At 69.5% G+C, this 26681-nt stretch carries 28 protein-coding genes; 13 read left to right on the top strand and 15 right to left on the bottom strand.

Annotated elements, in window-relative coordinates; genetic code table 11:
* Positions 1-10: 10 nt before the first annotated feature.
* The gene (locus D8S75_RS11920) at positions 11-634 is read left to right on the top strand and encodes a pseudouridine synthase (protein ID WP_119966556.1); all 624 of its coding nucleotides are present in this window, start codon (positions 11-13) and stop codon (positions 632-634) included.
* Between the two features lie 5 nt (positions 635-639).
* On the opposite strand, the gene D8S75_RS11925 is transcribed toward D8S75_RS11920, so the two are convergent.
* The 4 genes from D8S75_RS11925 to D8S75_RS11940 form a co-directional block, all read right to left on the bottom strand.
* Positions 640-1647: an NAD(P)H-dependent glycerol-3-phosphate dehydrogenase gene (locus tag D8S75_RS11925; protein ID WP_119966557.1), complete on the bottom strand. Its 1008-nt coding sequence runs from the start codon at positions 1645-1647 to the stop codon at positions 640-642.
* A 48-nt stretch (positions 1648-1695) separates the two neighbouring features.
* On the bottom strand, positions 1696-2157 hold the full coding sequence (gene secB / locus D8S75_RS11930) for a protein-export chaperone SecB (protein ID WP_119966558.1): 462 nt from the start codon (positions 2155-2157) through the stop codon (positions 1696-1698).
* Between the two features lie 99 nt (positions 2158-2256).
* Entirely contained in the window at positions 2257-2517 is a 261-nt protein-coding gene (grxC, locus tag D8S75_RS11935) for a glutaredoxin 3 (RefSeq protein ID WP_119966559.1), read from the bottom strand.
* 27 nt (positions 2518-2544) lie between these two features.
* Positions 2545-2952, bottom strand: coding sequence for a rhodanese-like domain-containing protein (locus tag D8S75_RS11940; RefSeq protein ID WP_119966560.1), 408 nt, complete (start codon positions 2950-2952; stop codon positions 2545-2547).
* 70 nt (positions 2953-3022) lie between these two features.
* Between D8S75_RS11940 and gpmA the strand changes: the two genes are divergently transcribed.
* From gpmA to D8S75_RS11960, 4 genes are all read left to right on the top strand, one after another.
* On the top strand, positions 3023-3766 hold the full coding sequence (gpmA, locus tag D8S75_RS11945; protein WP_119966561.1) for a 2,3-diphosphoglycerate-dependent phosphoglycerate mutase: 744 nt from the start codon (positions 3023-3025) through the stop codon (positions 3764-3766).
* Positions 3767-3883: 117 nt separating this feature from the next.
* The gene (locus D8S75_RS11950; protein WP_119966562.1) at positions 3884-5320 is read left to right on the top strand and encodes a S41 family peptidase; all 1437 of its coding nucleotides are present in this window, start codon (positions 3884-3886) and stop codon (positions 5318-5320) included.
* Positions 5321-5392: 72 nt separating this feature from the next.
* Positions 5393-6160: a HesA/MoeB/ThiF family protein gene (locus tag D8S75_RS11955; RefSeq protein WP_119966611.1), complete on the top strand. Its 768-nt coding sequence runs from the start codon at positions 5393-5395 to the stop codon at positions 6158-6160.
* 109 nt (positions 6161-6269) lie between these two features.
* On the top strand, positions 6270-6662 hold the full coding sequence (locus tag D8S75_RS11960) for a response regulator (protein ID WP_119966563.1): 393 nt from the start codon (positions 6270-6272) through the stop codon (positions 6660-6662).
* A gap of 22 nt (positions 6663-6684) precedes the next feature.
* Here the strand turns inward: D8S75_RS11960 and D8S75_RS11965 are convergent, their stop codons facing one another.
* Positions 6685-7317: a response regulator gene (locus tag D8S75_RS11965; protein ID WP_119966564.1), complete on the bottom strand. Its 633-nt coding sequence runs from the start codon at positions 7315-7317 to the stop codon at positions 6685-6687.
* 141 nt (positions 7318-7458) lie between these two features.
* On the opposite strand from D8S75_RS11965, the gene D8S75_RS11970 reads away from it, so the two are divergent.
* The 3 genes from D8S75_RS11970 (at position 7459) to D8S75_RS11980 (ending at position 10371) form a co-directional block, all read left to right on the top strand.
* The gene (locus D8S75_RS11970; RefSeq protein WP_119966565.1) at positions 7459-8817 is read left to right on the top strand and encodes a sensor histidine kinase; all 1359 of its coding nucleotides are present in this window, start codon (positions 7459-7461) and stop codon (positions 8815-8817) included.
* Positions 8818-8915: 98 nt separating this feature from the next.
* The gene (locus D8S75_RS11975) at positions 8916-9230 is read left to right on the top strand and encodes a BON domain-containing protein (protein ID WP_119966566.1); all 315 of its coding nucleotides are present in this window, start codon (positions 8916-8918) and stop codon (positions 9228-9230) included.
* Positions 9231-9300: 70 nt separating this feature from the next.
* Positions 9301-10371, top strand: coding sequence for a zinc-binding metallopeptidase family protein (locus tag D8S75_RS11980; protein WP_119966612.1), 1071 nt, complete (start codon positions 9301-9303; stop codon positions 10369-10371).
* 109 nt (positions 10372-10480) lie between these two features.
* Here D8S75_RS11980 and coaD read toward each other — a convergent pair whose 3' ends face one another.
* The 4 genes from coaD to D8S75_RS12000 all read right to left on the bottom strand — a co-directional run bounded on the left by coaD (position 10481) and on the right by D8S75_RS12000 (position 14521).
* On the bottom strand, positions 10481-10969 hold the full coding sequence (gene coaD, locus D8S75_RS11985) for a pantetheine-phosphate adenylyltransferase (protein ID WP_119966567.1): 489 nt from the start codon (positions 10967-10969) through the stop codon (positions 10481-10483).
* Positions 10970-11043: 74 nt separating this feature from the next.
* Entirely contained in the window at positions 11044-11706 is a 663-nt protein-coding gene (gene rsmD, locus D8S75_RS11990) for a 16S rRNA (guanine(966)-N(2))-methyltransferase RsmD (protein WP_119966568.1), read from the bottom strand.
* Complete coding sequence (locus tag D8S75_RS11995; RefSeq protein WP_119966569.1) at positions 11703-13052, bottom strand: M16 family metallopeptidase; 1350 nt, start codon at positions 13050-13052, stop codon at positions 11703-11705. The genes rsmD and D8S75_RS11995 overlap by 4 nt, the downstream gene beginning before the upstream one ends.
* 11 nt (positions 13053-13063) lie before the next feature.
* Entirely contained in the window at positions 13064-14521 is a 1458-nt protein-coding gene (locus D8S75_RS12000; protein WP_119966570.1) for a M16 family metallopeptidase, read from the bottom strand.
* A gap of 160 nt (positions 14522-14681) precedes the next feature.
* Here D8S75_RS12000 and ftsY point away from each other — a divergent pair, with 160 nt between their 5' ends.
* The 3 genes from ftsY to D8S75_RS12015 all read left to right on the top strand — a co-directional run bounded on the left by ftsY (position 14682) and on the right by D8S75_RS12015 (position 19914).
* Positions 14682-16046 carry a signal recognition particle-docking protein FtsY gene (gene ftsY / locus D8S75_RS12005; protein ID WP_370807640.1) on the top strand — a complete coding sequence of 455 codons (1365 nt, stop codon included), beginning with the start codon at positions 14682-14684 and terminating at the stop codon, positions 16044-16046.
* A 74-nt stretch (positions 16047-16120) separates the two neighbouring features.
* Positions 16121-18781: an EAL domain-containing protein gene (locus tag D8S75_RS12010; protein WP_119966571.1), complete on the top strand. Its 2661-nt coding sequence runs from the start codon at positions 16121-16123 to the stop codon at positions 18779-18781.
* A 62-nt stretch (positions 18782-18843) separates the two neighbouring features.
* Positions 18844-19914 carry an SPM autocatalytic domain-containing protein gene (locus tag D8S75_RS12015; RefSeq protein WP_119966572.1) on the top strand — a complete coding sequence of 357 codons (1071 nt, stop codon included), beginning with the start codon at positions 18844-18846 and terminating at the stop codon, positions 19912-19914.
* Between the two features lie 9 nt (positions 19915-19923).
* Here the strand turns inward: D8S75_RS12015 and cutA are convergent, their stop codons facing one another.
* Positions 19924-20256: a divalent-cation tolerance protein CutA gene (gene cutA, locus D8S75_RS12020; protein ID WP_119966573.1), complete on the bottom strand. Its 333-nt coding sequence runs from the start codon at positions 20254-20256 to the stop codon at positions 19924-19926.
* Between the two features lie 230 nt (positions 20257-20486).
* Here cutA and rpoH point away from each other — a divergent pair, with 230 nt between their 5' ends.
* Complete coding sequence (gene rpoH, locus D8S75_RS12025) at positions 20487-21422, top strand: RNA polymerase sigma factor RpoH (RefSeq protein WP_119966574.1); 936 nt, start codon at positions 20487-20489, stop codon at positions 21420-21422.
* 82 nt (positions 21423-21504) lie between these two features.
* Entirely contained in the window at positions 21505-22494 is a 990-nt protein-coding gene (locus D8S75_RS12030; RefSeq protein ID WP_119966575.1) for a Bug family tripartite tricarboxylate transporter substrate binding protein, read from the top strand.
* A 38-nt stretch (positions 22495-22532) separates the two neighbouring features.
* Here the strand turns inward: D8S75_RS12030 and D8S75_RS12035 are convergent, their stop codons facing one another.
* Genes D8S75_RS12035 through D8S75_RS12055 form a run of 5 tightly spaced genes read right to left on the bottom strand, consistent with a single transcriptional unit; the run spans position 22533 to position 26680 of the window.
* Positions 22533-23102 (bottom strand): SCO family protein, encoded by a 570-nt coding sequence (locus tag D8S75_RS12035; protein WP_119966576.1) that lies wholly within the window; start codon positions 23100-23102, stop codon positions 22533-22535.
* Positions 23103-23150: 48 nt separating this feature from the next.
* Positions 23151-24050: a heme o synthase gene (gene cyoE, locus D8S75_RS12040; RefSeq protein ID WP_119966577.1), complete on the bottom strand. Its 900-nt coding sequence runs from the start codon at positions 24048-24050 to the stop codon at positions 23151-23153.
* Positions 24047-25273: a COX15/CtaA family protein gene (locus D8S75_RS12045; protein WP_119966578.1), complete on the bottom strand. Its 1227-nt coding sequence runs from the start codon at positions 25271-25273 to the stop codon at positions 24047-24049. Before D8S75_RS12045 ends, cyoE begins: the two co-directional genes overlap by 4 nt.
* Positions 25270-25977: a redox-active disulfide-containing membrane protein gene (locus D8S75_RS12050; RefSeq protein WP_119966579.1), complete on the bottom strand. Its 708-nt coding sequence runs from the start codon at positions 25975-25977 to the stop codon at positions 25270-25272. The genes D8S75_RS12045 and D8S75_RS12050 overlap by 4 nt, the downstream gene beginning before the upstream one ends.
* A complete protein-coding gene (locus D8S75_RS12055) occupies positions 25919-26680 on the bottom strand; it encodes an SURF1 family protein (protein ID WP_119966580.1) in 762 nt (253 codons plus the stop codon). Before D8S75_RS12055 ends, D8S75_RS12050 begins: the two co-directional genes overlap by 59 nt.
* Position 26681: the final 1 nt, after the last annotated feature.

Here is a 26681-nt window from a genome sequence, read left to right on the forward strand (position 1 = left end):
GACCACGCCCATGGCGCGCCTGTCCCTTCCCGCTGGCCCCCGCCGCCCGGCGCCGCGCCGCGCGGCCAAGCCTCCCCCCGACACACCGCGCCTGTTGCTGCTGAACAAGCCCTTCGACGTGCTGACGCAGTTCAGCCCCGACGGCGAAGGCCGCGCCACGCTCAAGGACTACGTGGACGTGCCCGGCGTCTACCCGGCGGGCCGCCTGGACCGCGACAGCGAGGGCTTGCTGCTGCTGACCAACGACGGCGCCCTGCAGGCCCGCATCGCCGACCCGCGCCACAAGCTCGCCAAAACCTACTGGGTGCAGGTGGAAGGCTCGCCCAGCAAAGAACAGATACGCCGTTTGAGCGAAGGCGTGCTGCTCAAGGACGGCCCTACCCTGCCCGCCCAGGCGCGCCTGCTGGAGCCCCCGGCGCTGTGGGAGCGGCACCCGCCGGTGCGCTTTCGCCAGAGCATTCCCACGGCCTGGCTGGAACTGACCATCCGCGAGGGCCGCAACCGCCAGGTGCGCCGCATGACCGCCGCCGTGGGCCTGCCCACGCTGCGGTTGGTGCGCATGCGCATCGGGCCTTGGGGTTTGGAAGGATTGGCGCCCGGAGAGTGGCGCGAGGTGCCGTTGGCGCTGGACTGAACGGATCAGGCGCCTTCGCCCTTGGGCTCGCGCTCCATGAGGGCGGCCACGGCCTCGGCGGGGCGCAGGCGGCCGTCGAGCAAGGCCACCACGCCCTCGCTGATGGGCATCTCCACGCCCAGGTGGCGGGCGCGCTGCACCACGGTGCGGGCGCAGTACACGCCCTCGGCCACATGGCCCAGCGAGGCCACCGCCTGATCCAGCGTCTGGCCCTGCGCCAGGAGCAGGCCCACGCGGCGGTTGCGCGAAAGATCGCCGGTGGCGGTGAGCACCAGATCCCCCAGGCCCGACAGCCCCATGAAGGTGTCCACGCGCGCGCCCAGGGCCAGGCCCAGGCGGGTGATCTCGGCCAGGCCACGCGTGATGAGGGCCGCGCGGGCGTTCAGGCCCAGTTGCAGGCCGTCGCACAGGCCGGTGGCGATGGCCAGCACGTTCTTGACGGCGCCGCCCACCTCCACGCCCACGATGTCGTCGTTGGCGTAGACACGCAGGCTGGGGCTGTGAAAGGCGCGCACCAGGGCCTCGCGGACGCTGGCGTGCTCGCTGGCGGCCACCAAGGCGGTGGGCTGGGCGCGTGCCACCTCCTGCGCAAAACTCGGACCGCTGAGCACGCCCGCGATCAAATCAGGAGCAACCTGCGCGCGCACCTCGTGCGCCAGCAGGCCAAAAGACTCTTTGTTTTCCGCTGCCTCGAAGCCCTTGCAGAGCCAGGCCACGGGCGCGGTGCAACCGCGCAACCGCGCCAGCATGCCGCGCAGGCCCGCCATGGGCGTGGCCACGATGACCAAATCGGCGGCGCGCGCCAGCGCGGCCACGTCGCCGCCGGCCACGGCCAGGGAGGGCGGCAACCCGATACCGGGCAGGTAGCGCGCGTTGCTGCGCGCGGCCTGCATCTCGGTCACCTGACCCGCATCGCGCGCCCATAGGGTGACGGCATGGCCGGCGGGGTGCGCGGCGGCGCTGATGGCCATGGCCGTTCCCCAGGCACCGGCACCGATCACTATGATTTTCATAGCTATTGGCGCTTGCTCAGCAAGCGCCGGAGGCCAAAATGGCTGAAATTATTGGGGCAGAGGCGACGAAGGTGCCGCAGCGGCCTGTTGCTGTTGTTGTGCATACATGGCCTGGAAGTTGATCTCGGCCAGGTGCACGGGCGGGAAGCCGGCGCGGTTGATGGTGTCGGCCACGTTGCCGCGCAGGTAGGGGTAGACGATCTGCGGGCAGGCGACGCCGATCACGGTGCTCATCTGCTCCTCGGGCACGTTGCGGATTTCGAAAATGCCGGCCTGCTTGGCCTCGATCAGGAACACGGTCTTGTCCTTGATCTTGGTGTGCACGGTGGCGGTCACGCAGATCTCGAAGATGCCTTCGGCGGCGGGCGCGGCCTCCACGCCGATCTGGATGTCCACGTTGGGCTGCTCGGCCTCCAGCAGGATGCCGGGCGAGTTGGGCTGCTCAAGCGACAGGTCCTTGAGGTAGACGCGCTGGATCTGGAAAACGGGGGTGGTGTCTTGATCGGCCATGGTACGAAGGGCTTTCAGTTCGGACCCCGCACGGCGCAGGGCCCATCAAACAAAAACCCGCTGCGGAAACCGTTCCCGCGGCGGGCACATGGGGCAGGATTATGCAGCGCCCAGCAGGGGGATCAGACCGCCCTTTGCGTCGAGGGCCATCAGATCGTCGCAGCCGCCCACATGGGTGTCGCCGATGAAGATCTGCGGCACGGTGCGCCGGCCAGTGATTTCCATCATGTGCGCGCGCGCGGCGGGGTCGGTGTCGATGCGGATTTCCTCGACCTGCTCCACGCCCCGGGCCTTGAGCACCTGCTTGGCGCGGATGCAGTAGGGACAAACGGCGGTGGTGTACATCTTCACGGCTTGCATGGCAGTGCTCCTAGTGGCCCACGGGGCTCAGGCCTTCTCGACCGGCAGTCCGGCTTCTTTCCAGGACTTGAGGCCGCCCGCCAGCACCTGGGCCTTCTCGTAGCCCAGCTTGCGCGCGATGACGGCGGCGCGGGCCGCCCGGCCACCGCTGGCGCACACCATGACCACGGGCACGGCCTTGTTCTTGACGACGCTGGGCAGGCGCGCCTCCAGTTCGTCGAGCGGCACGTTCTTGGCGCCGCCGGCATGGCCGGCGGCATATTCATCGGCCCCGCACACATCGATCAGCACGGCCTTCTCGCGGTTGATCAGCTGCACCACGCTGGCCGCGGGCAGCCCGCCCAGGGAGGCGCCGCGCAGCGCCGGCAGCAGCAGCATGGAGCCCGAGGCGAGCGCGAGAACGAACAGATACCAGTTGTCGGCGAAGAATTTCACGTTATTCCTTGGGTTGCAAACAGGGCAATTTTAGAATGTATGGTTTTGACCCGCTTTCTCTAGGGAAACCATGCACAAACTCGTTCTGATCCGCCACGGCGAATCCACCTGGAACCTGGAAAACCGCTTCACCGGCTGGACCGACGTGGACCTGACCCCCACCGGCGTGTCCCAGGCCATGTCGGCCGGCAAGCTGCTCAAGGCCGAAGGCTACGAGTTCGACCTGTGCTACACCAGCGTGCTCAAGCGCGCCATCCACACCCTGTGGTACGCGCTGGACGAGATGGACCGCACCTGGCTGCCCGTGCAGAAAAGCTGGCGCCTGAACGAGCGCCACTACGGCGCCCTGCAGGGCCTGAACAAGGGCGAAACCGCCAAGAAATACGGCGATGAGCAGGTGCTGGTGTGGCGCCGCAGCTACGACACCCCGCCCCCGGCCCTGGAAGCCACCGACCCGCGCTGCGAGCGTGGCGACCGCCGCTACGCCGGCCTCGATGCCGCCCAGGTGCCCCTGACCGAATGCCTGAAGGACACCGTGGCGCGCGTGCTGCCGTTCTGGAACGACACCATGGCCCCGGCCATCCGCTCGGGCCAGCGCATCCTGCTGGCGGCGCACGGCAACTCCATCCGCGCCCTGGTCAAGTACCTCGACAACATCTCGGACGACGAGATCGTTGGCCTGAACATTCCCAACGGCATTCCGCTGGTATACGAACTGGACGCCGACCTCAAGCCCATCCGCCGCTACTATCTGGGCGATGCCGAGGCCGCCGCCAAGGCCGCTGCCGCCGTGGCGTCGCAGGGCAAGGCGTAAAGCCGCGGTAAAGCCGCCCCCGAACCGGCCCGGCGGCGCGAAAACAAGGCCCTGCGCGGGAACCCGCGCGGGCCGGGCCCTTCCAAGGTGTATATTGAGTCGGCTAAAGGTGTTCGTATGGGCCAGAAACTGAAAATTGCAGGTTGGGTATCGGTCGGCGCGCTTGCCGGCGCCCTGACCACGGTGTCGCTGCAGACCGTGGCGCGCGGCGCCATGACACCTTTGCCGCTGGAAGAGATCCAGCAGCTCTCGGCCGTCTTCGGCCTGGTGAAGACCGACTACGTGGAGCCGGTGGACGACAAGAAGCTGATCACCGACGCCATCTCCGGCATGGTCTCCAGCCTCGACCCGCATTCGCAGTATTTCGACAAGAAGTCGTTCAGCGAATTCCGCGAGGGCACCACGGGCAAGTTCGTCGGCGTGGGCATCGAGATCACGCAGGAAGACGGCCTCATCAAGGTGGTTTCTCCCATCGAGGGCTCCCCCGCCTTCCGCGCTGGCCTCAAGACCAACGACCTCATCACCAAGATCGACGAAACCGCCGTCAAGGGCCTGACCCTGGGCGATGCCGTCAAGCGCATGCGCGGCGAGCCCAACACCAAGGTCACGCTCACCATCTTCCGCAAGGAAGAGAGCCGCACCTTCGCCGTGACCATCACGCGCGAGGAGATCAAGACGCAGTCCGTCAAGGGCAAGATGATCGAACCCGGCTACGGCTGGATCCGCCTGTCCCAGTTCCAGGAGCGCACGGTGGACGATTTCGTGCGCAAGGCCGAGGAACTCTACAAGCAGGACCCCCAGCTCAAGGGCCTGGTGCTGGATCTGCGCAACGACCCGGGTGGCCTGCTGGATGCGGCGGTCGCCATTTCCGCCGCCTTCCTGCCGCCGGACGTCACCGTGGTCTCCACCAACGGCCAGCTCGCCGAAAGCAAGGCCACCTTCAAGGCCTCGCCTGACTTCTACGCCCGCCGTGGCAGCGGCGACCCGCTCAAGCGCCTGCCGGCCGCTCTCAAGAGCGTGCCGCTGGTGGTGCTGGTGAACGAAGGCTCGGCCTCGGCCAGCGAGATCGTGGCCGGCGCCCTGCAGGACCACAAGCGCGCCACCATCATGGGCAGCCAGACCTTCGGCAAGGGCTCGGTGCAGACCGTGCGCCCGCTGGGGCCCGATACCGGCATCAAGCTGACCACCGCGCGCTACTACACGCCCAGCGGCAAGTCCATCCAGGCGCGCGGCATCGTGCCCGACGTGATGGTGGATGAAACCGCCGAGGGCAGCCCGTTCGCCGCCCTGCGCATGCGCGAGGCCGATCTCGAAAAGCATCTGGGCAACGGCCAGGGCGAGGAAAAGAAGGACCCCGCCCGCGAAAAAGCCCGCGAGGAAGCGCGCAAGCGCCTCGAAGAAGAGGCCAAAAAACCCGTCGCCGACCGCAAGCTGCCCGAATTCGGCACCGACAAGGACTTCCAGCTCGCCCAGGCACTGAACCACCTGCGCGGCAAGCCCGTGCTGGTGAGCAAGACCCAGACCGAGCGCAAGGAAGAGAAGAAGGAACAGTAAGCCGTTCCCGCCTTCGCCCACCGGGGCCGGTTGCATACCGGCCCTTTTTTTCTGCCCCAGGCCCACCGCACCATGACCGACGACCAGCTCCTGCGCTATTCCCGCCACATCCTGCTCGACGAGGTGGGTATCGAGGGGCAGGAGCGCATCCTGGCCGCGCACGCGCTGGTGATCGGGGCCGGGGGGCTGGGCTCGCCCGCCGCGCTTTACCTGGGCTCGGCCGGCGTGGGCCAGCTCACGCTGGTGGACCACGACATGGTGGACCTGACCAACCTGCAGCGCCAGATCGCGCACACCCAGGACCGCGTGGGCCAGCCCAAGGTGGCCTCGGCGGCGCAGGCCGTGCGCGCCATCAACCCCGAGGCACGGGTCACCTGCATCCAGCAGCGCGCCGACGCGGCCCTGCTCGAAAAGCTGGTGCAGGACGCCACCGTGGTGCTCGACTGCAGCGACAACTACGCCACGCGCCAGGCCGTCAATGCCGCCTGCGTGCGCCACGGCAAGCCCCTCGTGGCGGGCGCGGTGATCCGCTTCGATGCACAAATCACCGTGGTCAACCCGCGCGACGCCCAGGCCCCGTGCTACGCCTGCATCTTCGACCCGCAGGCACAGTTCGAGGAGGTGGCCTGCTCCACCATGGGCGTGTTCGCGCCTCTCGTGGGCGTGGTGGGCGCCATGCAGGCGGCCGAGGCGCTCAAGCTGGTCGCGGGCGTGGGGCCCTCACTGGCCGGACGCCTGCTGATGCTCGACGGGCGCGGCATGGAATGGAGCACCCTGCGCACCGCGCGCAACCCCGCCTGCCCCGTGTGCGGCCAGCCGCACGGCCGCGCCGCCGGGTAGGAATCGGCCTACGGCCGGCGCCTGCCGCCGCTGGCACAATTTCCGGGACGCCGCTCGTACATTGGAACCACGGTCACTGCGCTCTGCGGGCCGCGGAACGGACCCGATCGTGAAACTCAGGACCTACATCGTCGAAGACAACGCCACTATCCGGGAGAACCTGATCGGCACGCTCGAAGAGCTGGCCGCCATCACCCCCGTGGGCGCGGCCGATACCGAGGACGAAGGCAAGGCCTGGCTCGCCGCCCACCCCGCGCAGTGGGATCTGGCCATCGTGGACCTGTTCCTGCGCCAGGGTAGCGGCCTGGGCGTGCTCGCGGCCTGCCGCGAGCGCCAGCCCCACCAGCATGTGGTGGTGCTGAGCAACTACGCCACCCCCGATGTGCGCATGCGCTGCGCCCAACTGGGGGTGGATGCGGTGTTCGACAAATCGAATGAAATCGATGCACTGGTGGATTACTGCATCGCCCAGGGCAAGGCTCTGCCCGAAGCGCCGCTCTGACATGCGCGCGAACCCACGGCGCTCAATCGATCAGGCGGTTCTTCAGGGCGTAGTAGGTCAGGTCGCTGTTGGACGACAGCCCCATCTTTTCCATCAGCCGCGTGCGGTAGGTACTCACGGTCTTGACGCTCAGCGACAGCGACTTGGCGATGTCCCCCGCGGTCTCGCCGCGCGCGAGCTTGAGGAAAACCTGGAATTCCCGCTCCGAGAGCTGCTCATGCACCGGTGCATCGTCCTTGCGGTGCAGCTGCTGCGCCAGCAACTCGGCCACGGCGGGCGTGAGGTAGCGCTTGCCCAGCGCGATGGTGCGGATGGCCTCCACGATCTCGGCGGGGTCGCATTCCTTGTTCAGGTAGCCGCTGGCGCCCTGGCGGATCAGGCTGATGGCGTAATGCTCCTCGGGGTAGCCGCTGAGGATGAGGATGCCCATGGTGGGCGCCTTGGCGCGCAGCATGGCCAGCGCGTCCAGGCCGCTCTGCCCGGGCATGGCCAGGTCCATCACCAGCACATGCACCTCGGCATTGCGGATCAGGTCGATGGCCTCGCGCCCGTTGGCGGCCTCGCCCACCACGCGCAGGTCCACGTGCTCGGACAGGAACTGCCGCAGTCCCGAGCGCACAATCGCATGGTCGTCCACGATGCCGATATTGATCATTGAGCCTACTCTCCGTGCGCGGCCCACCGGGCGGCGCCTGCAGGGTGTGGGGTTGCCCCGCCGTGGACGCTCCACGGCAGGCCTGCTTCATTATCCCGATTTGCGCATTCCGCGCTGAACAAGCCCCGACAAGAACCCCCCATGCGCTGGACATCCCTGCACAAGATCGCCATCAGCCTGCCGCTGGCCCTGATGGCTGCCCTGGCCGTCGTGGCCATCAACGAGGCCGGCTACCAGCGCTCGCACGCGGCGCTGGAGGCGCTGGACCATACGCAGAAGGCCCGGGCCTCGGTCACCCGCCTGCTGCAAAGCATGCTGGACGCCGAAACCGGGCTGCGCGGCTACCTTCTCTCGGGGGAGGAAAGCTACCTCGAACCCTACGACAACGCCATCACCACGGTGCACGCCAACCTCGACGAACTGCGCGGGCTGTTCCTGGAATCGGCCCAGGACCAGGGCGATTTCGCCCAGCTCGCGCAGCAGGTGACGCGCAAGCTCTCGGAAATGGACCTGAGCCTGAACCTGCGGCGCAAGGGCCAGGAGGATGCCTGGAAATTCGTCATGAGCACGGACGTGGGCAAGCAGAACATGGATGCCATCCGCCAGCATGCCCGCGCACTGATCGAGCGCAGCACCGCCCGCGTGGCCCACAGCCAGGCGGAAATCGGCCAATCGCTGCTGCGCTCGCGCCTGGGCATCGCGCTGGTGACCGTGATCGGCCTGCTGGCCTTCCACCTGTACCTTCGCCAGACCCGCGCGCTGCAACGCGCCACCGAGCGCGAACAGGAAATCCTGGAGCAGGAGCGCGCGCGACTCGAAGGCCTGGTGCGCGAACGCACCGCCTCGCTGACCGAGCTGGCCAACCACCTGCAGCAGGTGCGCGAGGACGAACGCGGCCACCTGGCACGCGAGCTGCACGACGAACTCGGTGCCCTGCTGACCGCGGCCAAGCTGGACGTGGCGCGGCTCAAATCGCGCATCGGCACGCCGGCCCCCGAAGTGACCGAGCGCCTGCAGCACCTGAGCGAAACACTCAATGGCGTGATCGCCCTGAAGCGGCGCATCATCGAGGACCTGCGCCCCTCGTCGCTGTCCAATCTGGGGCTGACCGCGGCCATCGAGATCCTGGCCCGCGAATTCTCCGAGCGCGCCGGCATCGATGTGCAGACCAGCCTGGAGAGCGTGGACCTGCCCGAGGCCGCGCAGCTCACGGTCTACCGCATGGTGCAGGAATCGCTCACCAACATCGGCAAGTACGCCAGCGCGCGCAAGGTGCTGGTCACGGTGCACCGGCATTCCAGCCATGTGGCCGTGCAGATCCGCGACGACGGGACAGGTTTCGACGCTGCCGCCACGGCACGCACGGGGCACGGCCTGGCGGGCATGCGCCAGCGCGTGGAGGCCGCCGGCGGGCGCCTGAGCGTGCAATCCAGTCCCGGCGAGGGCACGGTGGTATCGGCCAGCCTGCCCCTGGGGCCGGCCGATCCCGGCCCGGGGTAGGCCGCTTCCTACGGGCCTGGACGCCCACCTCTGGCACGCTGCCGCAGGGAAAGCCGCCTATAGTGCGAACCAGCCTTCATGACACGGAAAGGAATCCCATGCAATTGATCCGAGCCCTCGCCCTTGCCGCTCTCGCGGGCGCCACCATCATCTCCACCGGCTGCTCGGTGGCGCGCAACCAGCAAACCGTCGGCTCCTATGTCGACGACGCCGCCATCACCACCGCCGTGAAGGCCAAGATGGCCGAGGACAAGACCGTCTCGGCCACCGCCATCAGCGTGGAAACACTCAACGGCACGGTGCAGCTGTCGGGCTTCGCCAAGTCCCAGGCCGAGCGCGACCGCGCCGAATCCATCGCCCGCACCACCCGCCATGTGCGCGAGGTACGCAACAGCATCGTGGTGCGCCCGTAAATCCCGCGCTCCCACCCATGGCCCGCATACGCGGGCCATTTTTTTGCGCGCTGCGGCTATGCTCGGCGCCATGCGGGCCTTCCATTGCGACCACTGCGGTCATCTCGTCTTTTTCGATAGCGTGCGGTGCATGCACTGCGGCAGCGCATTGGCCTTCCTGCCGGACCAGCTGCGCATGGGGGCGCTGGCCCCCGCGCCGGACGCGGGCCCCGGGCTGTGGCGGCCGCACGGCGCCCAGGCCGGCACTGCGCTGTACCGCCAGTGCTACAACCAGACCACCTGGTGCGCCTGCAATTTCGCCGTTCCCGCCTCCAGCAGCCAGCTGCTGTGCGTCGCCTGCCGGCAGACGCGCCTGCTGCCCGACCTCTCCGACCCGGCCCACCGGCGCCACTGGACCCAGATCGAGGCCGCCAAGCGCCAGCTGTTCTACACCCTGGCGCGGCTGGGGTTGCAGTCCGTGACCGACGCTCCGGAGCCCGGCGCCGGGCCGGTCTACGCCTTCCTGGCCGACCAGCCCGGCGCACCGGCCGTCGTCACCGGCCACCAGGGCGGCACCATCACCCTCAACGTGGCCGAGGCCGACGACGCCGAACGCGCGCGCCGGCGCCTGGCGCTGCACGAGCCCTACCGCACGCTCATCGGCCACCTGCGCCATGAGTCGGGCCATTACTACTGGGACCGGCTGGTGCGGGACGCCGGCCGGCTCGACGCGTTCCGCGCCCTGTTCGGCGACGAGCGCGAGGACTATGCCGCCGCGCTGCAGGCGCACTACGCAGCCCACCCCGCGCCCGACTGGCACGCGCAGCATGTGAGCGCCTACGCCGCCGCCCACCCCTGGGAGGACTGGGCCGAGACCTGGGCGCACTACCTGCACATGGTGGACCTGCTGGAGACCGCCGCCGCCTACGCCACCAGCCTGGACGTGCCCGGCACGGCGCCTGCCGTGCATGAAACCGTGCGCGACCCCTTCGCCACGCCCGCACCGGACTTCGACACCATGGTGCGCCAATGGGTGCCGCTGACGCTGCTGCTCAACAGCCTGAACCGCAGCCTGGGCCAGCAGGACGCCTACCCGTTCGCCCTGTCGGCCGGCGCGCTGCGCAAGCTGCGCTTCGTGCACGACACCGTCGCGGCCGGCTAAAGCCCATCCGCAGACCCCCGTGCACGCACCCAGAACGGGCGCGGCCCAGGCCAGCGGTCACCGCGCAAGGGACGCCACCAGCGCGGCGCCACAGGGGGGATGCTTCCTTTCAGCGCCCGAGCTTGCGCATCAGCCGCTCGTGCACCACGGGCGAGACGAACTGCGCCACGTTGCCGCCCAGCGTGGCGATCTCGCGCACCAGCGTGCTGCTGATGAACTGGTACTGGCTGCTGGGCGTGAGGAACACCGTCTCGATCTGCGGCACCAGCGCGCGGTTCATGCCGGCGAGCTGGAATTCGTAGTCGAAATCGGTGCCCGAGCGCAGGCCGCGCACCATGGCCGTGCCGCCGCGCGCGGCGGTGAACTCGGTCACCAGGCCCTCGAAGGGCTCCACCGTCACCTGGGGACAGTCGCGCAGCGCCTCGCGCGCCATCTCCATGCGCTCGTCCAGGCTGAACATCGTCTTCTTGTGGTGGGCAATGGCGACCGCCACGATCACGCGGTCGAACAGCCGGGCCGTGCGGCGCACCAGGTCTTCATGGCCCAGCGTGATCGGATCGAAGGTTCCAGGATAGACGGCAAGGACGTTCTGGGTCATGGTGCATGCTTTCTTTAAAGAAAAAACGGCTAAAGCCCAGTATTCACAAGCGTTAGCAGCTACGAAACCAATAGCTATTGCAAGGGCCGCAGCAGGTGCGCATGCACCATGCCCGCGCGCAGGTGGCGGTGCGGCGCCAGGCCCAGCGCGGCCAGCGCCTCGCCGCTCCAGGCCAGCGGCGCCTCCAGGTAGACGAAGCCCTGCGGCGCCACGGCGCGCGCGGCGGCCTGCAGCGCGGGCTGGAACAGCGCGCTGTCGAACGGCGGGTCGAGCAGCACCAGGTCCAGGCTGGCGGGCGCGCAGTGCTGCAGCGCCGCCAGGCCGTCGCCGCGCCGCACCTGCACGGTGCTGGCCTGCAGGCGCTGGCAGAGCTGGTGGAGGCGGGCCACGAGCCCCGCGTCCTGCTCCACCAGCTGCACGCTGGCGGCGCCGCGCGACGCGGCCTCCAGCCCCAGCGCGCCGGTGCCGGCGAAGGCATCGAGGCAGCGCCAGCCCGCCAGGTCCTGGCCCAGCCAGTTGAACAGCGTCTCGCGCACGCGGTCGGGCGTGGGGCGCAGGCCGGGTAGTTGCGGCACTGGCAGGCGCGTGCGCTTCCACTGGCCGCCGATGATGCGCACCTCGCCCGCGCCTTCGGGCGCGGGTTTCCTGCGCTCGGCCTTGGGCGCGGCGGCAGGTGCGGGGGCCGGTGGCTGGCGCAGGGCGGCGGCCGCCTGGGCCGGCGTGAGGCGGCGGCTCAAGGCTGGGCCCCCAGCACCACGGTGACCATGCGCTCGGGCTGGAGCTTGCGCGCCATGGCGGCGCGGATCTCGGCCACGGTGAGCGCCTCGACGCGCTTCGTCCAGCCTTCGAGGTAATCCAGCGGCAGGCCGTTGGTGGCGATGTTGACCACCTGGCCCAGCAGTTCCTTGTTGCTGTCGATGCGCAGCGCGAAGCCGCCCACGAGGTTGTCCTTGGCGGCGCGCAGCTCGGCCTCGGTCGGGCCTTCGGCGACAAAGCGCGCCACCACGTCGCGCACCACCTGCACGGCCTGGGCGGCCTGGTCGGGCCGGGTCTGCAGGCCGATGGTGAAGGCGCCCGCGTGCAGGCTGGGGGCGAAGCCGCTGTACACGCTGTAGCTCAGGCCGCGCTTCTCGCGCACCTCTTCGGTCAGGCGCGAGACAAAGCCGCCGCCGCCCAGGATGTGGTTGCCCACCAGCAGCGCGAGGAAGTCCGGGTCGCTGCGCTTGAAGCCGGGCTGGCCGATCAGCACATGGGCCTGCGCCGAGGCAAAGGGAATGGCCTTCTGCACGGCGGCCGGGAGCGGCTCCACCTCGGGCACTGCGGGCAGCGGCGCGCAAGTGCTCGACGCCGGCAGGCGCGCCAGCAAGGCGGCCACGAGCAGCCGCGCCTGCGCGCGCTCCACGGCGCCGACGATGTGCACGCGCGCGCGGCAGGCATCGAGGTGGCGGGCGTGGAACTGCTGCAGGTCGGCCACCTGGATGCGCGCGAGCGTCTCCTCGGTGAGACGCTGGCCGTAGGGGTGGCTGCCATACACGGCGCTGGCATAGGCCTTGCCCGCCACGGTGCCGGGGCGGGTGTCCGCCTCGCGCAAGGAGGCGCTCCAGCGCGCGCGCTCGCGCTCCCACACGTCCTGCGGCCAGGCGGGCTCGGCCATCTGGCGCGCGGCCAGGTGCACGGCCTTGTCGAGCAGGGCCGGCTCGGTGAGCGAGCGCAGCGAGAAGCTCAGCGCGTCGCCGCCGGCGCTGGCCTCGAAGGCCGCGCCCAGGTCGGCCCAGGCCTCGCCCAGCGCGTTCTCGTCGAGCGCGGGCGAGCCGCCGCCCGCGCGCACGCCCTTGGCCGTCATGGCGGCCACGGCGCGGGCCAGGCCCGCCTGCGTGGCTGGGTCGCGGCGGCTGCCGGCGTCGAAGTCGATCTGCACGTCCACCATGGGGATCGCCGGGCTCTCGACCAGCCAGACGCGCGCACCGTTGGGTTCCTGCCAGTGCTGAATGGGCAGCAGGGCCCAAGCAGATTGAGCACAAAAAAACACTCCAACGCCCGCCAATACTGCGCGAGCAGCTATGTTTTTAATAGTTATCTTCATACAATCGATCATCAGTGGCGTGCACCGCTGGCAGCGGCGGGCGGGGCGCGGCGGGCGCTCGGGTCCGGCGGCTGCGGCAGCAGCGTGGCCACGGTGAGCTGGTCGTCGCCAAAGTAGCGCTGCGCCACCGCCTGCACCTGCTCGGGCGTGATGGCGCGCAGATGCACCAGCAGGCGGTCCTCGGCGTCGAGCGGCAGCCCCTGGACCCAGTTGCTGCCCAGTTCGCTGGCCTGGCTGTGCAGCGAATCGCGGCCATAGACCTTGCTGGCCACCCACTGTGTCTTGACGCGCTCCAACTCGGCCACGCTCACACCTTCGCGGCCGATGCGCGCCACCTCGGCGCGCAGGGCGTCCTCCACCTGCTGCGCCGTCTTGCCCTTGGCGGGCACGCCGGTCAGCAGGAACTGCCCCGGGCCGCGCCCCAGCACCGAGGCGCCGCTGTCGGCGCTGTCGGCCACGCGCTGCGGCCCCTGGGCCAGCGCGCGCTCCAGGCGCGCGCCGTCGTAGCCGCTGAGCACGGCCGAGAGCACCATCAGCGCCAGCGCATCGCGGTCGTCCTGCGAGAGCTGGTCCACCGACGCCAGGCGCGGCACGCGGAACGCCAGCGCCACATAGGCCTGCTCGGCCGGCGCCTTCACAGCGATGCGCCGCAGGCCGCGCTGCGGCGGCTCGGCGCGCGGCTTGCGCGCGGGCACGGCGCGCGCGGGGATGCCGCCGTAGTATTTCTCGGCCAGGGCGCGCACCTGGGCCACGTCCACGTCGCCCGCCACCACGATGGCGGCGTTGCCGGGCACATACCACTGGCGGTGGAACTGGCGCACGTCCTCGGGCGTCATGGCATCCAGGTCGCTCATCCAACCCACGATGGGGCGGCGGTAGGGCGCGGCGGTGAAGGCGGCCGCGCTGAGCTGCTCCCACAGCAGGGCGCGCGGCTGGTCCTCGGTGCGCATGCGGCGCTCTTCCTTGACGACCTCGATCTCCTTGCGGAATTCCTCGTCCGGCCACTGGTTGTGGGCGAAGCGGTCGGCCTCCAGGCGCATCACGTCTTCCAGGCGGTGCGCCGGAATCTGCTGGTAGTAGCCGGTGTAGTCGCGGCTGGTGAAGGCGTTCTCGGTGCCGCCCAGCGCCGCCACGCGGCGCGAGAACTCGCCCGGCGGCAGCTTGGCCGTGCCCTTGAACATCATGTGCTCCAGCACATGGGCCACGCCCGAGGTGCCGTCGACCTCGTCCATCGAGCCCACGCGCAGCCAGACCATGTGCATGGCCGTGGGCGCGCGCCGGTCGGGCTGCACGATGAGCTGCATGCCGTTGGCGAGCTGGAACTGCTGCGCGCCGCTGGCGGTGGCCGCCTGCGGCGCGCCCCCTTTCGCGGTGACGGCGGAAGCAGGGGAAGGAGCCGGAGGCGACGCCAGGGCGGCTCCGGCGCTCAGACAGGCCATCAGGCCCAGGAGGGTGGTAGCGCGTTTCATAGAATGCAGTGATTCTACGAACCCGCCAATGTTCAGTTTTTTCAAGAAAAAGACCGCACCGACGCCACCCGCCACGGTGCCCACGCCCGAGCCGCAACCCGCGGCCGGCCAGCCGGTCGAGCCCACGGCTCCCTCCACGCCCGCTCCCGTGCCACCCGCCGTGGCCGGGACTCCGGCGCCCCCCCCTCCTGCCAGCCCGGCTCCCGGCGCGCCCGCCGATGCACCGGCCTCCGGCGACGCGGGCGGCGGCGCGTTTGGCTGGCTGCGCAACCCTTTCGCGGCCAAGCCCACGCCGGCCCCGGTGGCGCCGTCTGTCACGGTCGCACCCCCCACGGACACCGACGGTGCCGCCGCCATCCCGCCAGCGTCCCCGGTGGAGCCCAGCCTGGCCGTGACGGCACCAGCACCAGCACCAGCACCAGCACCAGCACCAGCACCAGTACCAGTACCAGTACCAGCACCAGTACCAGCACCAGTACCAGTACCAGTACCAGTACCAGCACCAGTACCAGTACCAGTACCAGTACCAGTACCAGTACCAGTACCAGTACCAGTACCAGTACCAGAGCCAGAGCCAGCCGCCGTGCTGCCCGTGGCGGCCCCGGCAGCGGCCGAAGCCCCCGCGGAACGCAAGGGCTGGCTGGACCGCCTCAAGTCCGGGCTGCGCAAGACCGGCACCAGCATCACCACCGTGTTCACCGGCACGCGCATCGACGATGCGCTGTACGACGAGCTGGAAGAGGCCCTGTTGATGGCCGACACCGGCGTGAAGGCCACGCAGTGGCTGCTGACGGACCTCAAGCGCCGCGTGAAGGAGGCCAAGGCCACCGAGCCCGCCGCCGTCAAGGGCCTGCTGGCCGACGCGCTGGCCGAGCTGCTGCGGCCGCTGGAGAAGCCGCTGGTGATCGGCGAATTCACGCCCACCGTCATCATGGTGGCCGGCGTGAACGGCGCGGGCAAGACCACCTCCATCGGCAAGCTCACCAAGCACCTGGCCAACGAAGGCGCCTCGGTGCTGCTGGCCGCGGCCGACACCTTCCGCGCCGCGGCGCGCGAGCAGCTCGGAGTGTGGGCTGACCGCAACACCGTGGAGATCGTCAGCCAGGAGGGGGGCGACCCCGCCGCCGTGAGCTTCGACGCCGTCACCGCCGGCAAGGCGCGCGGCAAGGACGTGGTGCTGGTGGACACGGCCGGCCGCCTGCCCACGCAATTGCACCTGATGGAAGAGCTGAAAAAGATCCGCCGCGTGGTCACCAAGGCCGACTCCACGGCACCGCACGAGGTGCTGCTGGTGATCGACGGCAACACCGGCCAGAACGCCCTGGCCCAGGTGCGCGCCTTCGACGACGCGCTGCAGCTCACCGGCCTGGTGGTCACCAAGCTCGACGGCACGGCCAAGGGCGGCGTGCTGGCCGCGATCGCGCAGGAGCGCCCCATTCCGGTGTATTTCATCGGCGTGGGCGAGAAGCTCGAAGACCTGGAAACCTTCAACGCGCGCGAGTTCGCCCAGGCGCTGCTGGGCTGAAAGGCCCGGCCTTTCCCCGTTTACACCCGGTGGCAAGTGCCGGATGATGGCGCTTCACTGGATTTAAGGCCGCCATGTTCATTGAACTGGTCAAGAATGCTGCCCTGCTGCTGGCACTGTGCTTCCTGCACGGGGCCAACATCCGCCTGTGGCGCAAGCAGCCTCGGACCAGCCAGGTGATGTCGGGCCTGCTGTTCGGCGGCATCTGCGTGACCGGCATGCTCAGCCCGGTGGTGCAGGAGCCCGGCGTCATCTTCGATGCGCGCTCCGTGGTGCTGAGCATGGCGGGCCTGTTTGGCGGGCCGATCGTTGCCGGCATCGCGGCCAGCATGTCCACGGTCTGGCGCATGCTGATTGGCGGAACCGGCGCCATGGTCGGGGTCATGGTGATCCTGCTGTGCACCTTCCTGGGCCTGGCCTACCGACAAGCCCGCACCAAGGGCCTGCTGGATGTTCGGCCTTACACCCTGCTGGCATTCGGTCTGGTGTTGCACATGGCGGTGCTCGGGCTTTTCCAGTTGCTGCCCCCGGAAGTGACGCAACGCATCAACCAGACACTGACCCTCCCCTTCCTGGTGGTCTTCATGCTGACCACGGTCATCATGGGCCTGCTGCTGCGCGACGTGGAGGACCGTTTGACGACCGAGCAGGCGCTGGCCGACAGCGCGGCGCGCCTGAGGGCCATCGCGGCCGCCATTCCCGATGTGCTGCTGGTCATCGACGACCAGGGGCGCTATGTGGAGGTGCTGTCCTCCAACGAGCAGGCCCTGCTGGCCCCCGCGCACACCTTGCTGGGCAAGAAGCTGCACGAAGTCCTGCCCCGGCAGCAGGCCGACAGCTTCCTGGATCTGATCCGCCACACCCTGCAGCAGGGGGAGACCCGCAGCTTCGAGTACGAGATGCGCACGCTCTCGGGCGTGCGCCAGTTCGAAGGCCGAGCCCGCCCGCTGGGCACCCGGGTGCAGGGCCATGCCGCCGTGGTCTTCATCGCCCGGGACATCACCCAGCGCACCCAGGCCGAGGAAGCCTTGCGCGAATCCGAGCTGCGCTTTCGCTCGCTGCTGCGCGACATTCCCTCCATCTCGGTGCAGGGCTACCGTGCCGACGGCACCACCACCTACTGGAACAAGGCCTCCGAGAAGCTCTACGGCTACACCGAGCAGGAGGCACTGGGCCGCAGCTTGCTGGACCTGATCATTCCCGCCGAAATGCGCGAGCCGGTGCGCAAGGACATCGCCGCGATGTTCGCCACCGGCAAGCCCATCCCGGCGGGCGAGCTGCGCCTGCGGCGCAAGGACGGATCGCTGGTCGACGTGTTTTCCAGCCACACCCAGATCGCGGTGCCGGGCCAGGCGCCCGAGATGTTCTGCATCGACATCGACATCTCCGCCCGCAAGGCGGCCGAGGAAAAGGCGCGCTACCTGGCCTTCTACGACGCCCTCACCGGCCTGCCCAACCGGCGCCTGCTGACGGACCGGCTGCAGCAGGTCATGGCCAGCAGCGGCCGCACCGGCCACCATGCGGCCGTGCTGTTCGTGGACATCGACAACTTCAAGACCCTCAACGACAGCCGGGGCCACGAGGTGGGCGACCTGCTGCTGGTGGAAATGGGCCAGCGCCTGCGCGCCTGCCTGCGCGAACAGGACACCGTGGCCCGTCTGGGCGGCGACGAATTCGTGCTGGTGCTGCAAAACCTCAGCCAGGAGGCCGCGGAGGCCGCCGCGCAAGTACGCACGATCGGCGAGCTGATCCTGGAACAGGTGCGCCTGAGCTACCGCCTGGCGGGGCAGGAGCACCACTTCACGGCCAGCATCGGCGCCACGCTGCTGCGCCAGCAGGCCTCGGTCGACGAGGTGCTCAAGCAGGCCGACCTGGCCATGTACCGCGCCAAGGACGCGGGCCGCAACACCCTGCGCTTCTTCGACCCGGACATGCAGGCCGTCGTGAACCAGCGCGCCCTGCTGGAAACCGAGCTGCACGACGGCCTGCGCCACGGCCAGTTCCTGCTGCTCTACCAGCCCCAGGTGGACAGCACCGGCAAGGTGACCGGCGCCGAGGTGCTGCTGCGCTGGCGGCACCCGGCGAAGGGCATGGTCTCGCCCGCCCTCTTCATCCCCCTGGCCGAGGACACCGGCCTCATCCTGCCGCTGGGCTACTGGGCGCTGGAGACCGCCCTGCGCCAGCAGGCACGCTGGCGCGCCGACCCCCGGCTGGCCCACCTGAGCCTGGCCATCAACGTGAGCGCGCGCCAGTTCCACCAGGACGACTTCGTGGCGCAGGTGCTCGACCTGATCGGCTCCACCGGCGCCGACCCGGCCCATATCAAGCTCGAACTGACCGAAAGCCTGCTGCTGCAGGACGTGGATGGCGTCATCGCCACCATGCGCGTCCTCAAGGCGCACGGCCTAGGCTTCTCGCTCGACGACTTCGGCACGGGCTACTCCAGCCTGAGCTACCTCAAGCGCCTGCCGCTCGACCAGATCAAGATCGACCAGGGCTTCGTGCACGACGTGATGCTCGATCCCAAGGACGCCGCCATCGCGCACACCATCATCGCCCTGGCCAACATGCTGGGCCTGGGCGTCATCGCCGAGGGCGTGGAAACCCCGGAACACCACCGCTTCCTGCTGGAGCACGGCTGCCGCGCCTTCCAGGGCTACCTGTTCGGCCGGCCCGAGCCGCTGGAGGACTTCGAGCGCCGTGTGCTGACGGGCGACGCCCGACCACCCGGCTGAAACGGCTCAAGTTCCCCACGGCCAGCCCGATATACCTCCATGGCATCCATGGAGGCTTGCCCATGAAAATCGCTTCTTCGGCCCTGCACCTGCAGGCCCAGCACAGCGCCAGCCGTCTGCACGCGCGCTCGGAACGGCTGGAAATGTGGGTGGGCCCGCGCCCGGCTGCCGGCCCGGCGCGGCCTGCCGAGCCGGAACAGCCCCCGCAGCACCGTATCTCCGGTGCGGCACGCCAGGCGGCCTCGGTGCCACAGCCGCCCGCCCGGACGCAGGGCGCGCGCGAGATTCGGCGGACGGAGGAGGACGCGCATCTCACGCCCCGCCTGGCCATGGTCCGCGACCTGATCGAACGCCTGACCGGCGTGCCGGCCCTGTTGACCGTCCTGCCCAGCGGACAGCCTGCGCCCACCGATGGGGCGGCACTCCCCGCCAGCGCCCCCGCCGCGCCGGCCGGCGGCGCCGGCTTCGGCCTGGTCCATGAAGTCCACGAAGTTCGGGAAGAGTCCGAGCAGACCCGGTTCAGCGCCGAAGGCGTGGTGCGCACCCGCGATGGACAGGAGATCCGCTTTTCCCTGCAACTGGAGATGCAGCGCCACCACCGCGAGGAATCCTGGACCAGCCTGCGCCTGGGCGACGCGGCCGTGCCGGTGGACCCGCTGGTCATCAATTTCGATGGCACGGCGGCCCAACTGCAGGAGCTGCGCTTCGCCTTCGACCTCGATGGCGACGGCCAGGGCGAAGCCGTTCCCCTGCTGGCGGGCGGGCGCGGCTACCTGGCACTGGACCGCAACCAGAACCAGCGCATCGACAACGGCCTGGAACTGTTCGGCCCGGCCACCAGCGACGGCTTCGCCGAGCTGGCCGCGCACGACGGCGACGGCAATGGCTGGATCGACGAGAGCGACGCCGTCTTCCGCCAGTTGCGCGTGTGGGTGCCGTCGGCCGACGGGACCGGCAGCCTGCGCACCCTGCAGGAGACCGGCGTGGGCGCCATCCACCTGGGCGCGGTGGACACCCCGTTCGCGCTGCGCGCCGCCGACAACAGCCCGCTGGGCGCCGTGCGCGCCACCAGCGCCTACCTGCGCGAGGATGGCGGCGCGGGCACCGTGCAGCAGATCGACCTGGCGGTCTGAACCATCACATCAGGGCACGGTTTCCTGCCGCACCCAGCCGGCGTAGTCCGGCGTGGCCTGCAGCGGCTGCACCACGAGCTGCGGCAGCTCGTAGGGGTGCTGCTCGCGCAGCAGGGCCAGCAGCGCCGGCACGGCGCCGGCCGTGGTCTTGCAGACCAGGCGTTGCTCGACCTCCTCGTGCAGCGCGCCCTGCCAGCGGTAATGCGAGGCGATGGGCTCGACCTGCACGCAGGCGGCCAGGCGCTGCTCCAGCACCGCCCGCGCCAGGCGCCGGGCTTCATCGGCCGTGGCCACGGTGGTGGTCACGGCGCTCAGTTCCATGAGGGTTTCCTGGGGTTCCATGGGGGGTACGCTCCTTGCCTCGCACAGTCTGCCACGCTTGGCCTGCCTTCCGCGCGGCACATGAATGCTATGTTATTGATAGCTAATGGCGCTTGTATTCATTGGGCGAATGGCTATTTTTGCTTAAAAATACGTGCCGGTCATTTTCGACAACCCGACGGGAACTCCGGGATTAGCAGTCCCTCCAAGAGAGTGCTAACATGGCGTTTCAAGAGGAAAGGATTTCTGGAATGACGCTTCAATCTGGATCCGCAACGACGGCCCTGGCTCCTGCCAACCCGTGGGCCCTGGTGCCCCCGCTGGGCAATCTGGACGCCTATATCTCGGCCGTCAACCGCCTGCCCCTGCTCACCCCGGAAGAAGAGCAGACGGCCGCGCGCGCCCTGCGGAACCACAACGACCTGGACGCCGCCGGCCGTCTCGTGATGTCGCACCTGCGCCTGGTCGTCTCGATTTCCCGCCAGTACCTGGGCTACGGCCTGCCGCACGGCGACCTGATCCAGGAAGGCAATGTCGGCCTGATGAAGGCCGTCAAGCGCTTCGACCCGGACCAGGGCGTGCGCCTGGTGAGCTACGCCATGCACTGGATCAAGGCCGAGATCCACGAATACATCCTGAAGAACTGGCGCATGGTCAAGGTGGCCACCACCAAGGGCCAGCGCAAGCTGTTCTTCAACCTGCGCTCGATGAAGCAGGGCTTCAAGGCCGACGCCGAATCCAACGACACGCACCGCAGCACGCTGACCGACCATGAGATCGACATGGTGGCCGAGCAGCTCAACGTCAAGCGCGAGGAAGTCGTGGAGATGGAAACGCGCATGTCCGGCGGCGATGTGCTGCTCGACCCCGCGCCGTCCGATGACGGCGAGCAGGCCTTCGGTCCCATCGCCTACCTGTCGGATGCCGCGCACGAGCCCACGGCCATGATCGAGTCGCGCCAGCGCGATGTGCTGGCCACCGACGGCATCGCCACGGCGCTCTCCAGCCTGGACGATCGCAGCCGCCGCATCGTCGAGGAGCGCTGGCTCAAGGTCAACGACGACGGCTCGGGCGGCATGACGCTGCACGAGCTGGCCGCCGAGTACGGCGTGAGCGCCGAGCGCATCCGCCAGATCGAGGTGGCGGCCATGAAGAAGATGAAGAAGTCGCTGGCCGAATACGCCTGACGGCCCCGGCGCCACGCCGGATAATGCCCAGCGCGCAACCGCCCCGGTTGCGCGCTTTTTCTTTTCTGCCCGAGGAAAACCCATGCCCGTCCACCCGCTTCGCCGCGCCACGCTCGCCCTCGCGCTCGCCGCCCTGTGCGGTGGCGCCCTCGCCCAGGCGATGCCCGCCACGCCGGGCTGGCCCAGCAAGCCGCTGCGGATCATCGTCGGCTTCCCCGGCGGCTCGTCGCCCGACCTGGTGGCGCGCACGCTGGCCGAGCCGCTGGCCCAGGCCCTGGGCCAGCCGGTGGTGGTGGAGAACAAGGTGGGCGCGGGCGGCAACATCGCGGCCCAGGCCGTGGCCAGCGCCACGGACGGCCACACCATCGGCGTGATGATCAACGGCAACATGACGATCGCTCGCATCCTCAACCCCGCGCTCGGCTACGACCCGCTGAAGGACCTGGCCCCGATCAGCCTCATCGGCACGGCGCCGCTGGCGCTGACGGCCCCGGCCGGCGCACCGGGCGCCACGGCGGCGGAATTCCTGGCCGCCGCCCGCGCCGATGGCGACCGGTGGAACTACGGCACTCCGGGCGTGGGCACGGTGGCGCACATCGGCATGGAACTGTTCAAGACCCGCACCGGCCTGCGGCCCGTGCATGTGCCCTACCCGGGCAATCCGCAGGTCATCAACGCGCTGATGGCGGGGCAGGTGCAGCTGGCGCTGCTGCCGCCCGCCATGGCGGCGGCCCAGGCGCGCGCCGGCAAGCTGCGGGTGATCGGCGTGACCTCCAGCGGACGCAGCACCCTGGTGCCCGAATTCCCCAGCCTGGCCGAGGTCGGTGTGAAGGATTTCCACCTGGAGATCTGGAACGCCGCCGCCGCGCCGCGCTCCATGCCCGCGCCGGTGGTGGCCCGCCTCTCCGCCCTGCTGAGCGGGATCGCGCGCAGCCCCGAGGTGCGCGCCCGGCTGTTCGCCCAGGGCTGGCAGGTGGCCGGCACCTCGCCCGAAGGGTTGGCCCGCCGCATCGCGGCGGACACGCGCATGCTCGGTGGCGTGATCCGCGCGCTGGACATCAAGTCCGAATAAGCCCCCGGCCGCGCCTGCCGCAGGGCGCGTGTGTCAGCTCAGCTGGCTTCCTTGAGCAGCGTGCGCACGTCGGCCGCCAGGGCCTCGGCGCCGCTGCCATAGCGGTAGTAGACGCGCAGACGGCCCTTGGTGTCGTAGATGTAGCTGCCGGCCGAGTGGTCCATGGTGTAGCTGGTGGGCGTCTTGCCGTCGACCTTCTTGAAATAGATCTTGAAGTCCTTGGCCACGGCCGTGGTCTGCTCCAGCGTGCCGCGCAACGCCAGGAAGCTGGGGTCGAAGTTGGCCATGTAGGCCTTGAGCATCTCGGCGGTGTCGCGCTCGGGGTCCACGGTGACGAACAGCGGCTGCAGGCGCTCGCCGTCCTTGCCCAGCGCCTTCTTGACCTCGGCCATCTCCTGCATGGTGGTCGGACACACGTCGGGGCACTGGGTGTAGCCGAAGAACACCACCACCACCTTGCCACGGAAGTCCTTGAGGCTGCGCGGCTGGCCGTTGTGGTCGGGCAGCTGGATGTCGCGCGCGTACTCCACTTCGGAGATGTCCACGCCACGGAATTCCGGCTTGCCCTTGGAGCAGGCACTCAAAAGCACTCCAGCACCCGCCACCATTGCGCAAGCAGCTATCGTTTTAAGAGCATTTCGTTTCAGCATGGGGTCTCACAGGGTAACGTAGTGGTCCACCAGCAGCGCCGCGAACAGCAGGCTCAGGTGGATGAGGGAGAAGCGGAAGGTCTTGCGCGCCAGCGCGTCGGAGTAGTTGCGCCACAGCGCGTAGCCATAGGCGCAGAAGCCCCCGCTCAGCAGCACGGCGGCGGCCAGGTAGATCCAGGAACTCATGCCGTAGACGAAGGGCATCAGGCAGCCGGCGAACAGCACCAGGGTGTAGAGGAAGACCTGCAGGCGCGTGTAGGCGTTGCCGTGCGTCACCGGCAGCATGGGCAGGCCGGATTTGCGGTAATCCTCGACGCGGTAGAGCGCGAGCGCCCAGAAATGCGGCGGCGTCCAGAGGAAGATGATGAGGAACAGGATCAGCGCCTCGGGGCCCACGTCGCCCGTCATGGCGGCCCAGCCCAGCACCGGTGGCATGGCGCCCGAGGCGCCGCCGATCACGATGTTCTGCGGCGTGCGCGGCTTGAGCAGCAGCGTGTAGATGATGGCGTAGCCGACGAAGGTGGCGAAGGTCAGCCACATGGTGATCGGGTTGATCCAGGCGTAGAGGATGGCCGATCCCGCCAGGCACAGCACGGCGGAGAACAGCAGCGCCTGCAGGTCGGACAGCTCGCCCTTGGCCGTGGGGCGCCAGGCGGTGCGCTTCATCTTGGCGTCGATGGTCTTTTCGACCAGGCAGTTGAACGCCGCCGCGGCGCCCGCCACCAGCCAGATTCCCAGGCAGGCCACCAGCATCCGGCGCAATTGTCCGCCCGAGGGCCAACCCGGCACGGCCAGCACCATGCCGATGAGGGCACAGAACACGATGAGCTGCACCACGCGCGGCTTGGTCAGCGCGTAGTACTGCGCCAGGCGCGACGGCAGGGACGCGGTGGCGGCCACGCTCATGCGCCCACCCCGGATGCGCCGGCCGAGGCCCGCGATGGCACGCCCGCCCCCTGGCCTTGCGCCACGCTGGCGCTCAGGGCCCAGGTGAGCACCACCACCAGCGCGGCGGCGCCCCCCGTGTGCAGCACGGCCGCCAGCAGCGGCCAGTCGAGGATGACATTGCTCAGCCCCGTGGCCAACTGCAGCGCGGCCAGACCCAGCAGCCAGCGCGCCTGCGCGCCCAGCTGGCGCGCATGCGCGGGCGCGGCGGCGCGCACCTGGGCGGCCGCGCCGCGCAAGCGCAGGGCCAGCAGCACCAGCACCAGCAACACCGCGTAGGCGAACAGGCGGTGCACGTAGTGGATGGCCGTCAGCGCGGCGAAACCGATGTGGCTGCCGTCCTGGAGAAAGCCCAGCGGCCGCCAGATCTGGAAGCCCTGCGCGAAGTCCATCTCGGGCCACCAGCTGCCCTGGCAGGTGGGGAAGGTGGTGCAGGCAAGTACCGCGTAGTTGGTGCTCACCCAGCCGCCCAGCACCACCTGCACCGACACCAGCACGGCGGCCAGGCCCAGCAGCCAGCGCAGGCCGGAGGCCAGCGGCACCGGGCCGGTGCCCGTGGTGGCGCGCGCGTAGCGCACGGCCTGCACGCACAGCAGCGCCAGCAGCACCACGCCGCCGATGAGGTGCAGCGTGACGATGGCCGGGAACAGCTTCATGGTGACCGTCCAGGCGCCGAACGCGCCCTGCAGGCACACCCAGACCAGCGTGGCGGTGGGCCACCAGGGGTTGATGGGCTCGTGGCCCGGCGGCACCGCGCCGCGCGCGCGGCGGCGCTCGCGCCAGGCCGCCACGGTGAGCGCGATGATGAGCACGCCCACGCCCGTGGCCAGGTAGCGGTGGATCATCTCGACCCAGGCCTTGCCGTGGGTCACCGGGCCGGTGGGCATGGCGGCCTGGGCCTCGCTGATCTCGGCGTGCGCGCCGAGCGGGCTGGCCTCGCCATAGCAGCCCGGCCAGTCGGGGCAACCCAGGCCGGAATCGGTCAGGCGCGTGAAGGCGCCGAACATCACCAGGTCGAAGGTGAGGAACAGCGTGAGCACCGTCAGTGCCTGCATGCGCCGGCCCTGGGTGGCGCCCCGGCTGCGCCACCAGACCCAGGTCAATGGGCCGAGGGCGATCACGGCGCCCAGCAGCATCAGGCGCAGCAGCGGCGCAAAATCGTACAAAGCTTGGGTATCAGTCATTTCTTTTCCATGCGGCCAGCGGTGTCCCAGGAGGCCGAGGCGCGCATCAGGCGCTCCAGGTCCTTCTTGGCTTTCGCGGCGGCAGCAGTATCCATGGCGGCAGGAAAGCGCATCATCCAGTTGCCCATCGGGTCCACCACATACAGATGCTCGGTGATTCCGTGCCCTGGCGCCGGTTCCAGCCACCGCGACAGCGCTTCTGCGTCCACGCGCAGCACCGTGGCCTGCCGCAATCCAGGCTGGATCTCGGCGGGTGGCGATCCCGTGTCGGTGACGAGCCAGACCCAGTCCAGCCGGTCCTTGTCCTTGCCCAGGCTCTCGCGCATCTGGCGCTGGAGGTAAAGGTGGTTCTGGCAGGCGGCATCGCAGGCGCCTGGAGCCGCGCTGACCAGCAGCCACTGGCCGCGCAGGGCCTGGAGGCTTCCGCCATGTCCGTCGAGCGTGGCGGTGGCCAGTTCGGGCATGGGCCGCAGGGGCTCGACCAGCTCGCCGAAGTTGCGCCGCCCCTCGGGCCGCACCACGTAGTAGGTGAAGTAGGACGCGACCACTGGCGACACGCACACCACCAGCAGGAACAGCAGTTTCCAACCCGCATGGCGGCCCCCGCGCGCGCTGGCCGGCCCCGGCGCCGCCGTGGCGGAGGCATCAGGGGGCAGCGTGGCCACGGGGACGGAGGAAGCGTCGGACAAGTTGGAACCAGACATAAAGGATTGCAATCAGGCCACTGAGCCCGAACCATTGGAATGCGTAGCCATGGTGTTTTTCAACACCGACGCTGAAAACGGGCCACTGGCGCAGCAACCCGTCGCCCGCGGCACCCGTCTGCAGTACCGTCAGCCCGGCCAGCGGCACGCCGGTTTCGGCGCGGAACGCATCCAGGTCGAGATTTTGCCGGATACGCGAAGCCCCCGGCGGATTGACCCCACCACCCTCCAGATCGAGCAACCGGGCTGGCTCAGGCGCCACGCGACCGGCCACATCCACCAGCCCCACGGGGGTGTCGAGCGCTGGCAGCGCGGCACGGTCCTGGAAATTGCGCGGCACCCAGCCACGCTGCACGGCCACCGCCACGGGGCTGTGCTCCAACTGCAACGGGGTGACGACCACGAAGCCCTGGCGCCCTCCCATCTGCCGGTTGTCGAGGAAGACCGTGTGCTGTCCCAGCCAGTGCCCGCGCAGCGCCACCGCCCGGTGCAGTACCGCCTCCGGCGCTTCCTGTCCGGACAGGGCGCGCCCGTCGAGCGCGGGCTGGCGCTGGCGCTCGTCGATGGCCGCCTGCAGGGCCTGCTTTTGCGCCGCGCGGTCGAGCTGCCAACGCCCCAGGGCCGCCGTGGCGGCCACGCCGGCCACAGCGGCGGCGGTCACCAGCCAGAAGCGCCAATCGGCCTGCACGCGTCGGGGCGTCACG

This window comes from Simplicispira lacusdiani, assembly GCF_003604195.1.
GTDB lineage: Bacteria > Pseudomonadota > Gammaproteobacteria > Burkholderiales > Burkholderiaceae_C > Simplicispira > Simplicispira lacusdiani.

What these genes read in the sequence shown, in the direction of transcription:
- D8S75_RS11980 (WP_119966612.1), top strand. Translation starts at nt 9,301, where the DNA reads ATGCGGGCCTTCCATTGCGACCACTGCGGTCATCTCGTCTTTTTCGAT.
- D8S75_RS11950 (WP_119966562.1), top strand. Translation starts at nt 3,884, where the DNA reads ATGGGCCAGAAACTGAAAATTGCAGGTTGGGTATCGGTCGGCGCGCTT.
- D8S75_RS11975 (WP_119966566.1), top strand. Translation starts at nt 8,916, where the DNA reads ATGCAATTGATCCGAGCCCTCGCCCTTGCCGCTCTCGCGGGCGCCACC.
- D8S75_RS11965 (WP_119966564.1), bottom strand. Translation starts at nt 7,317, where the DNA reads ATGATCAATATCGGCATCGTGGACGACCATGCGATTGTGCGCTCGGGA.
- D8S75_RS12035 (WP_119966576.1), bottom strand. Translation starts at nt 23,102, where the DNA reads ATGGTGGCGGGTGCTGGAGTGCTTTTGAGTGCCTGCTCCAAGGGCAAG.
- D8S75_RS12045 (WP_119966578.1), bottom strand. Translation starts at nt 25,273, where the DNA reads ATGACTGATACCCAAGCTTTGTACGATTTTGCGCCGCTGCTGCGCCTG.
- coaD (WP_119966567.1), bottom strand. Translation starts at nt 10,969, where the DNA reads ATGACCCAGAACGTCCTTGCCGTCTATCCTGGAACCTTCGATCCGATC.
- grxC (WP_119966559.1), bottom strand. Translation starts at nt 2,517, where the DNA reads ATGCAAGCCGTGAAGATGTACACCACCGCCGTTTGTCCCTACTGCATC.
- rpoH (WP_119966574.1), top strand. Translation starts at nt 20,487, where the DNA reads ATGACGCTTCAATCTGGATCCGCAACGACGGCCCTGGCTCCTGCCAAC.
- D8S75_RS11925 (WP_119966557.1), bottom strand. Translation starts at nt 1,647, where the DNA reads ATGAAAATCATAGTGATCGGTGCCGGTGCCTGGGGAACGGCCATGGCC.
- D8S75_RS12000 (WP_119966570.1), bottom strand. Translation starts at nt 14,521, where the DNA reads ATGAAACGCGCTACCACCCTCCTGGGCCTGATGGCCTGTCTGAGCGCC.
- D8S75_RS12030 (WP_119966575.1), top strand. Translation starts at nt 21,505, where the DNA reads ATGCCCGTCCACCCGCTTCGCCGCGCCACGCTCGCCCTCGCGCTCGCC.
- secB (WP_119966558.1), bottom strand. Translation starts at nt 2,157, where the DNA reads ATGGCCGATCAAGACACCACCCCCGTTTTCCAGATCCAGCGCGTCTAC.
- D8S75_RS11995 (WP_119966569.1), bottom strand. Translation starts at nt 13,052, where the DNA reads ATGAAGATAACTATTAAAAACATAGCTGCTCGCGCAGTATTGGCGGGC.
- D8S75_RS11920 (WP_119966556.1), top strand. Translation starts at nt 11, where the DNA reads ATGGCGCGCCTGTCCCTTCCCGCTGGCCCCCGCCGCCCGGCGCCGCGC.
- D8S75_RS12050 (WP_119966579.1), bottom strand. Translation starts at nt 25,977, where the DNA reads ATGTCTGGTTCCAACTTGTCCGACGCTTCCTCCGTCCCCGTGGCCACG.
- D8S75_RS11955 (WP_119966611.1), top strand. Translation starts at nt 5,393, where the DNA reads ATGACCGACGACCAGCTCCTGCGCTATTCCCGCCACATCCTGCTCGAC.
- D8S75_RS11970 (WP_119966565.1), top strand. Translation starts at nt 7,459, where the DNA reads ATGCGCTGGACATCCCTGCACAAGATCGCCATCAGCCTGCCGCTGGCC.
- D8S75_RS12015 (WP_119966572.1), top strand. Translation starts at nt 18,844, where the DNA reads ATGAAAATCGCTTCTTCGGCCCTGCACCTGCAGGCCCAGCACAGCGCC.
- D8S75_RS12010 (WP_119966571.1), top strand. Translation starts at nt 16,121, where the DNA reads ATGTTCATTGAACTGGTCAAGAATGCTGCCCTGCTGCTGGCACTGTGC.
- gpmA (WP_119966561.1), top strand. Translation starts at nt 3,023, where the DNA reads ATGCACAAACTCGTTCTGATCCGCCACGGCGAATCCACCTGGAACCTG.
- cutA (WP_119966573.1), bottom strand. Translation starts at nt 20,256, where the DNA reads ATGGAACCCCAGGAAACCCTCATGGAACTGAGCGCCGTGACCACCACC.
- cyoE (WP_119966577.1), bottom strand. Translation starts at nt 24,050, where the DNA reads ATGAGCGTGGCCGCCACCGCGTCCCTGCCGTCGCGCCTGGCGCAGTAC.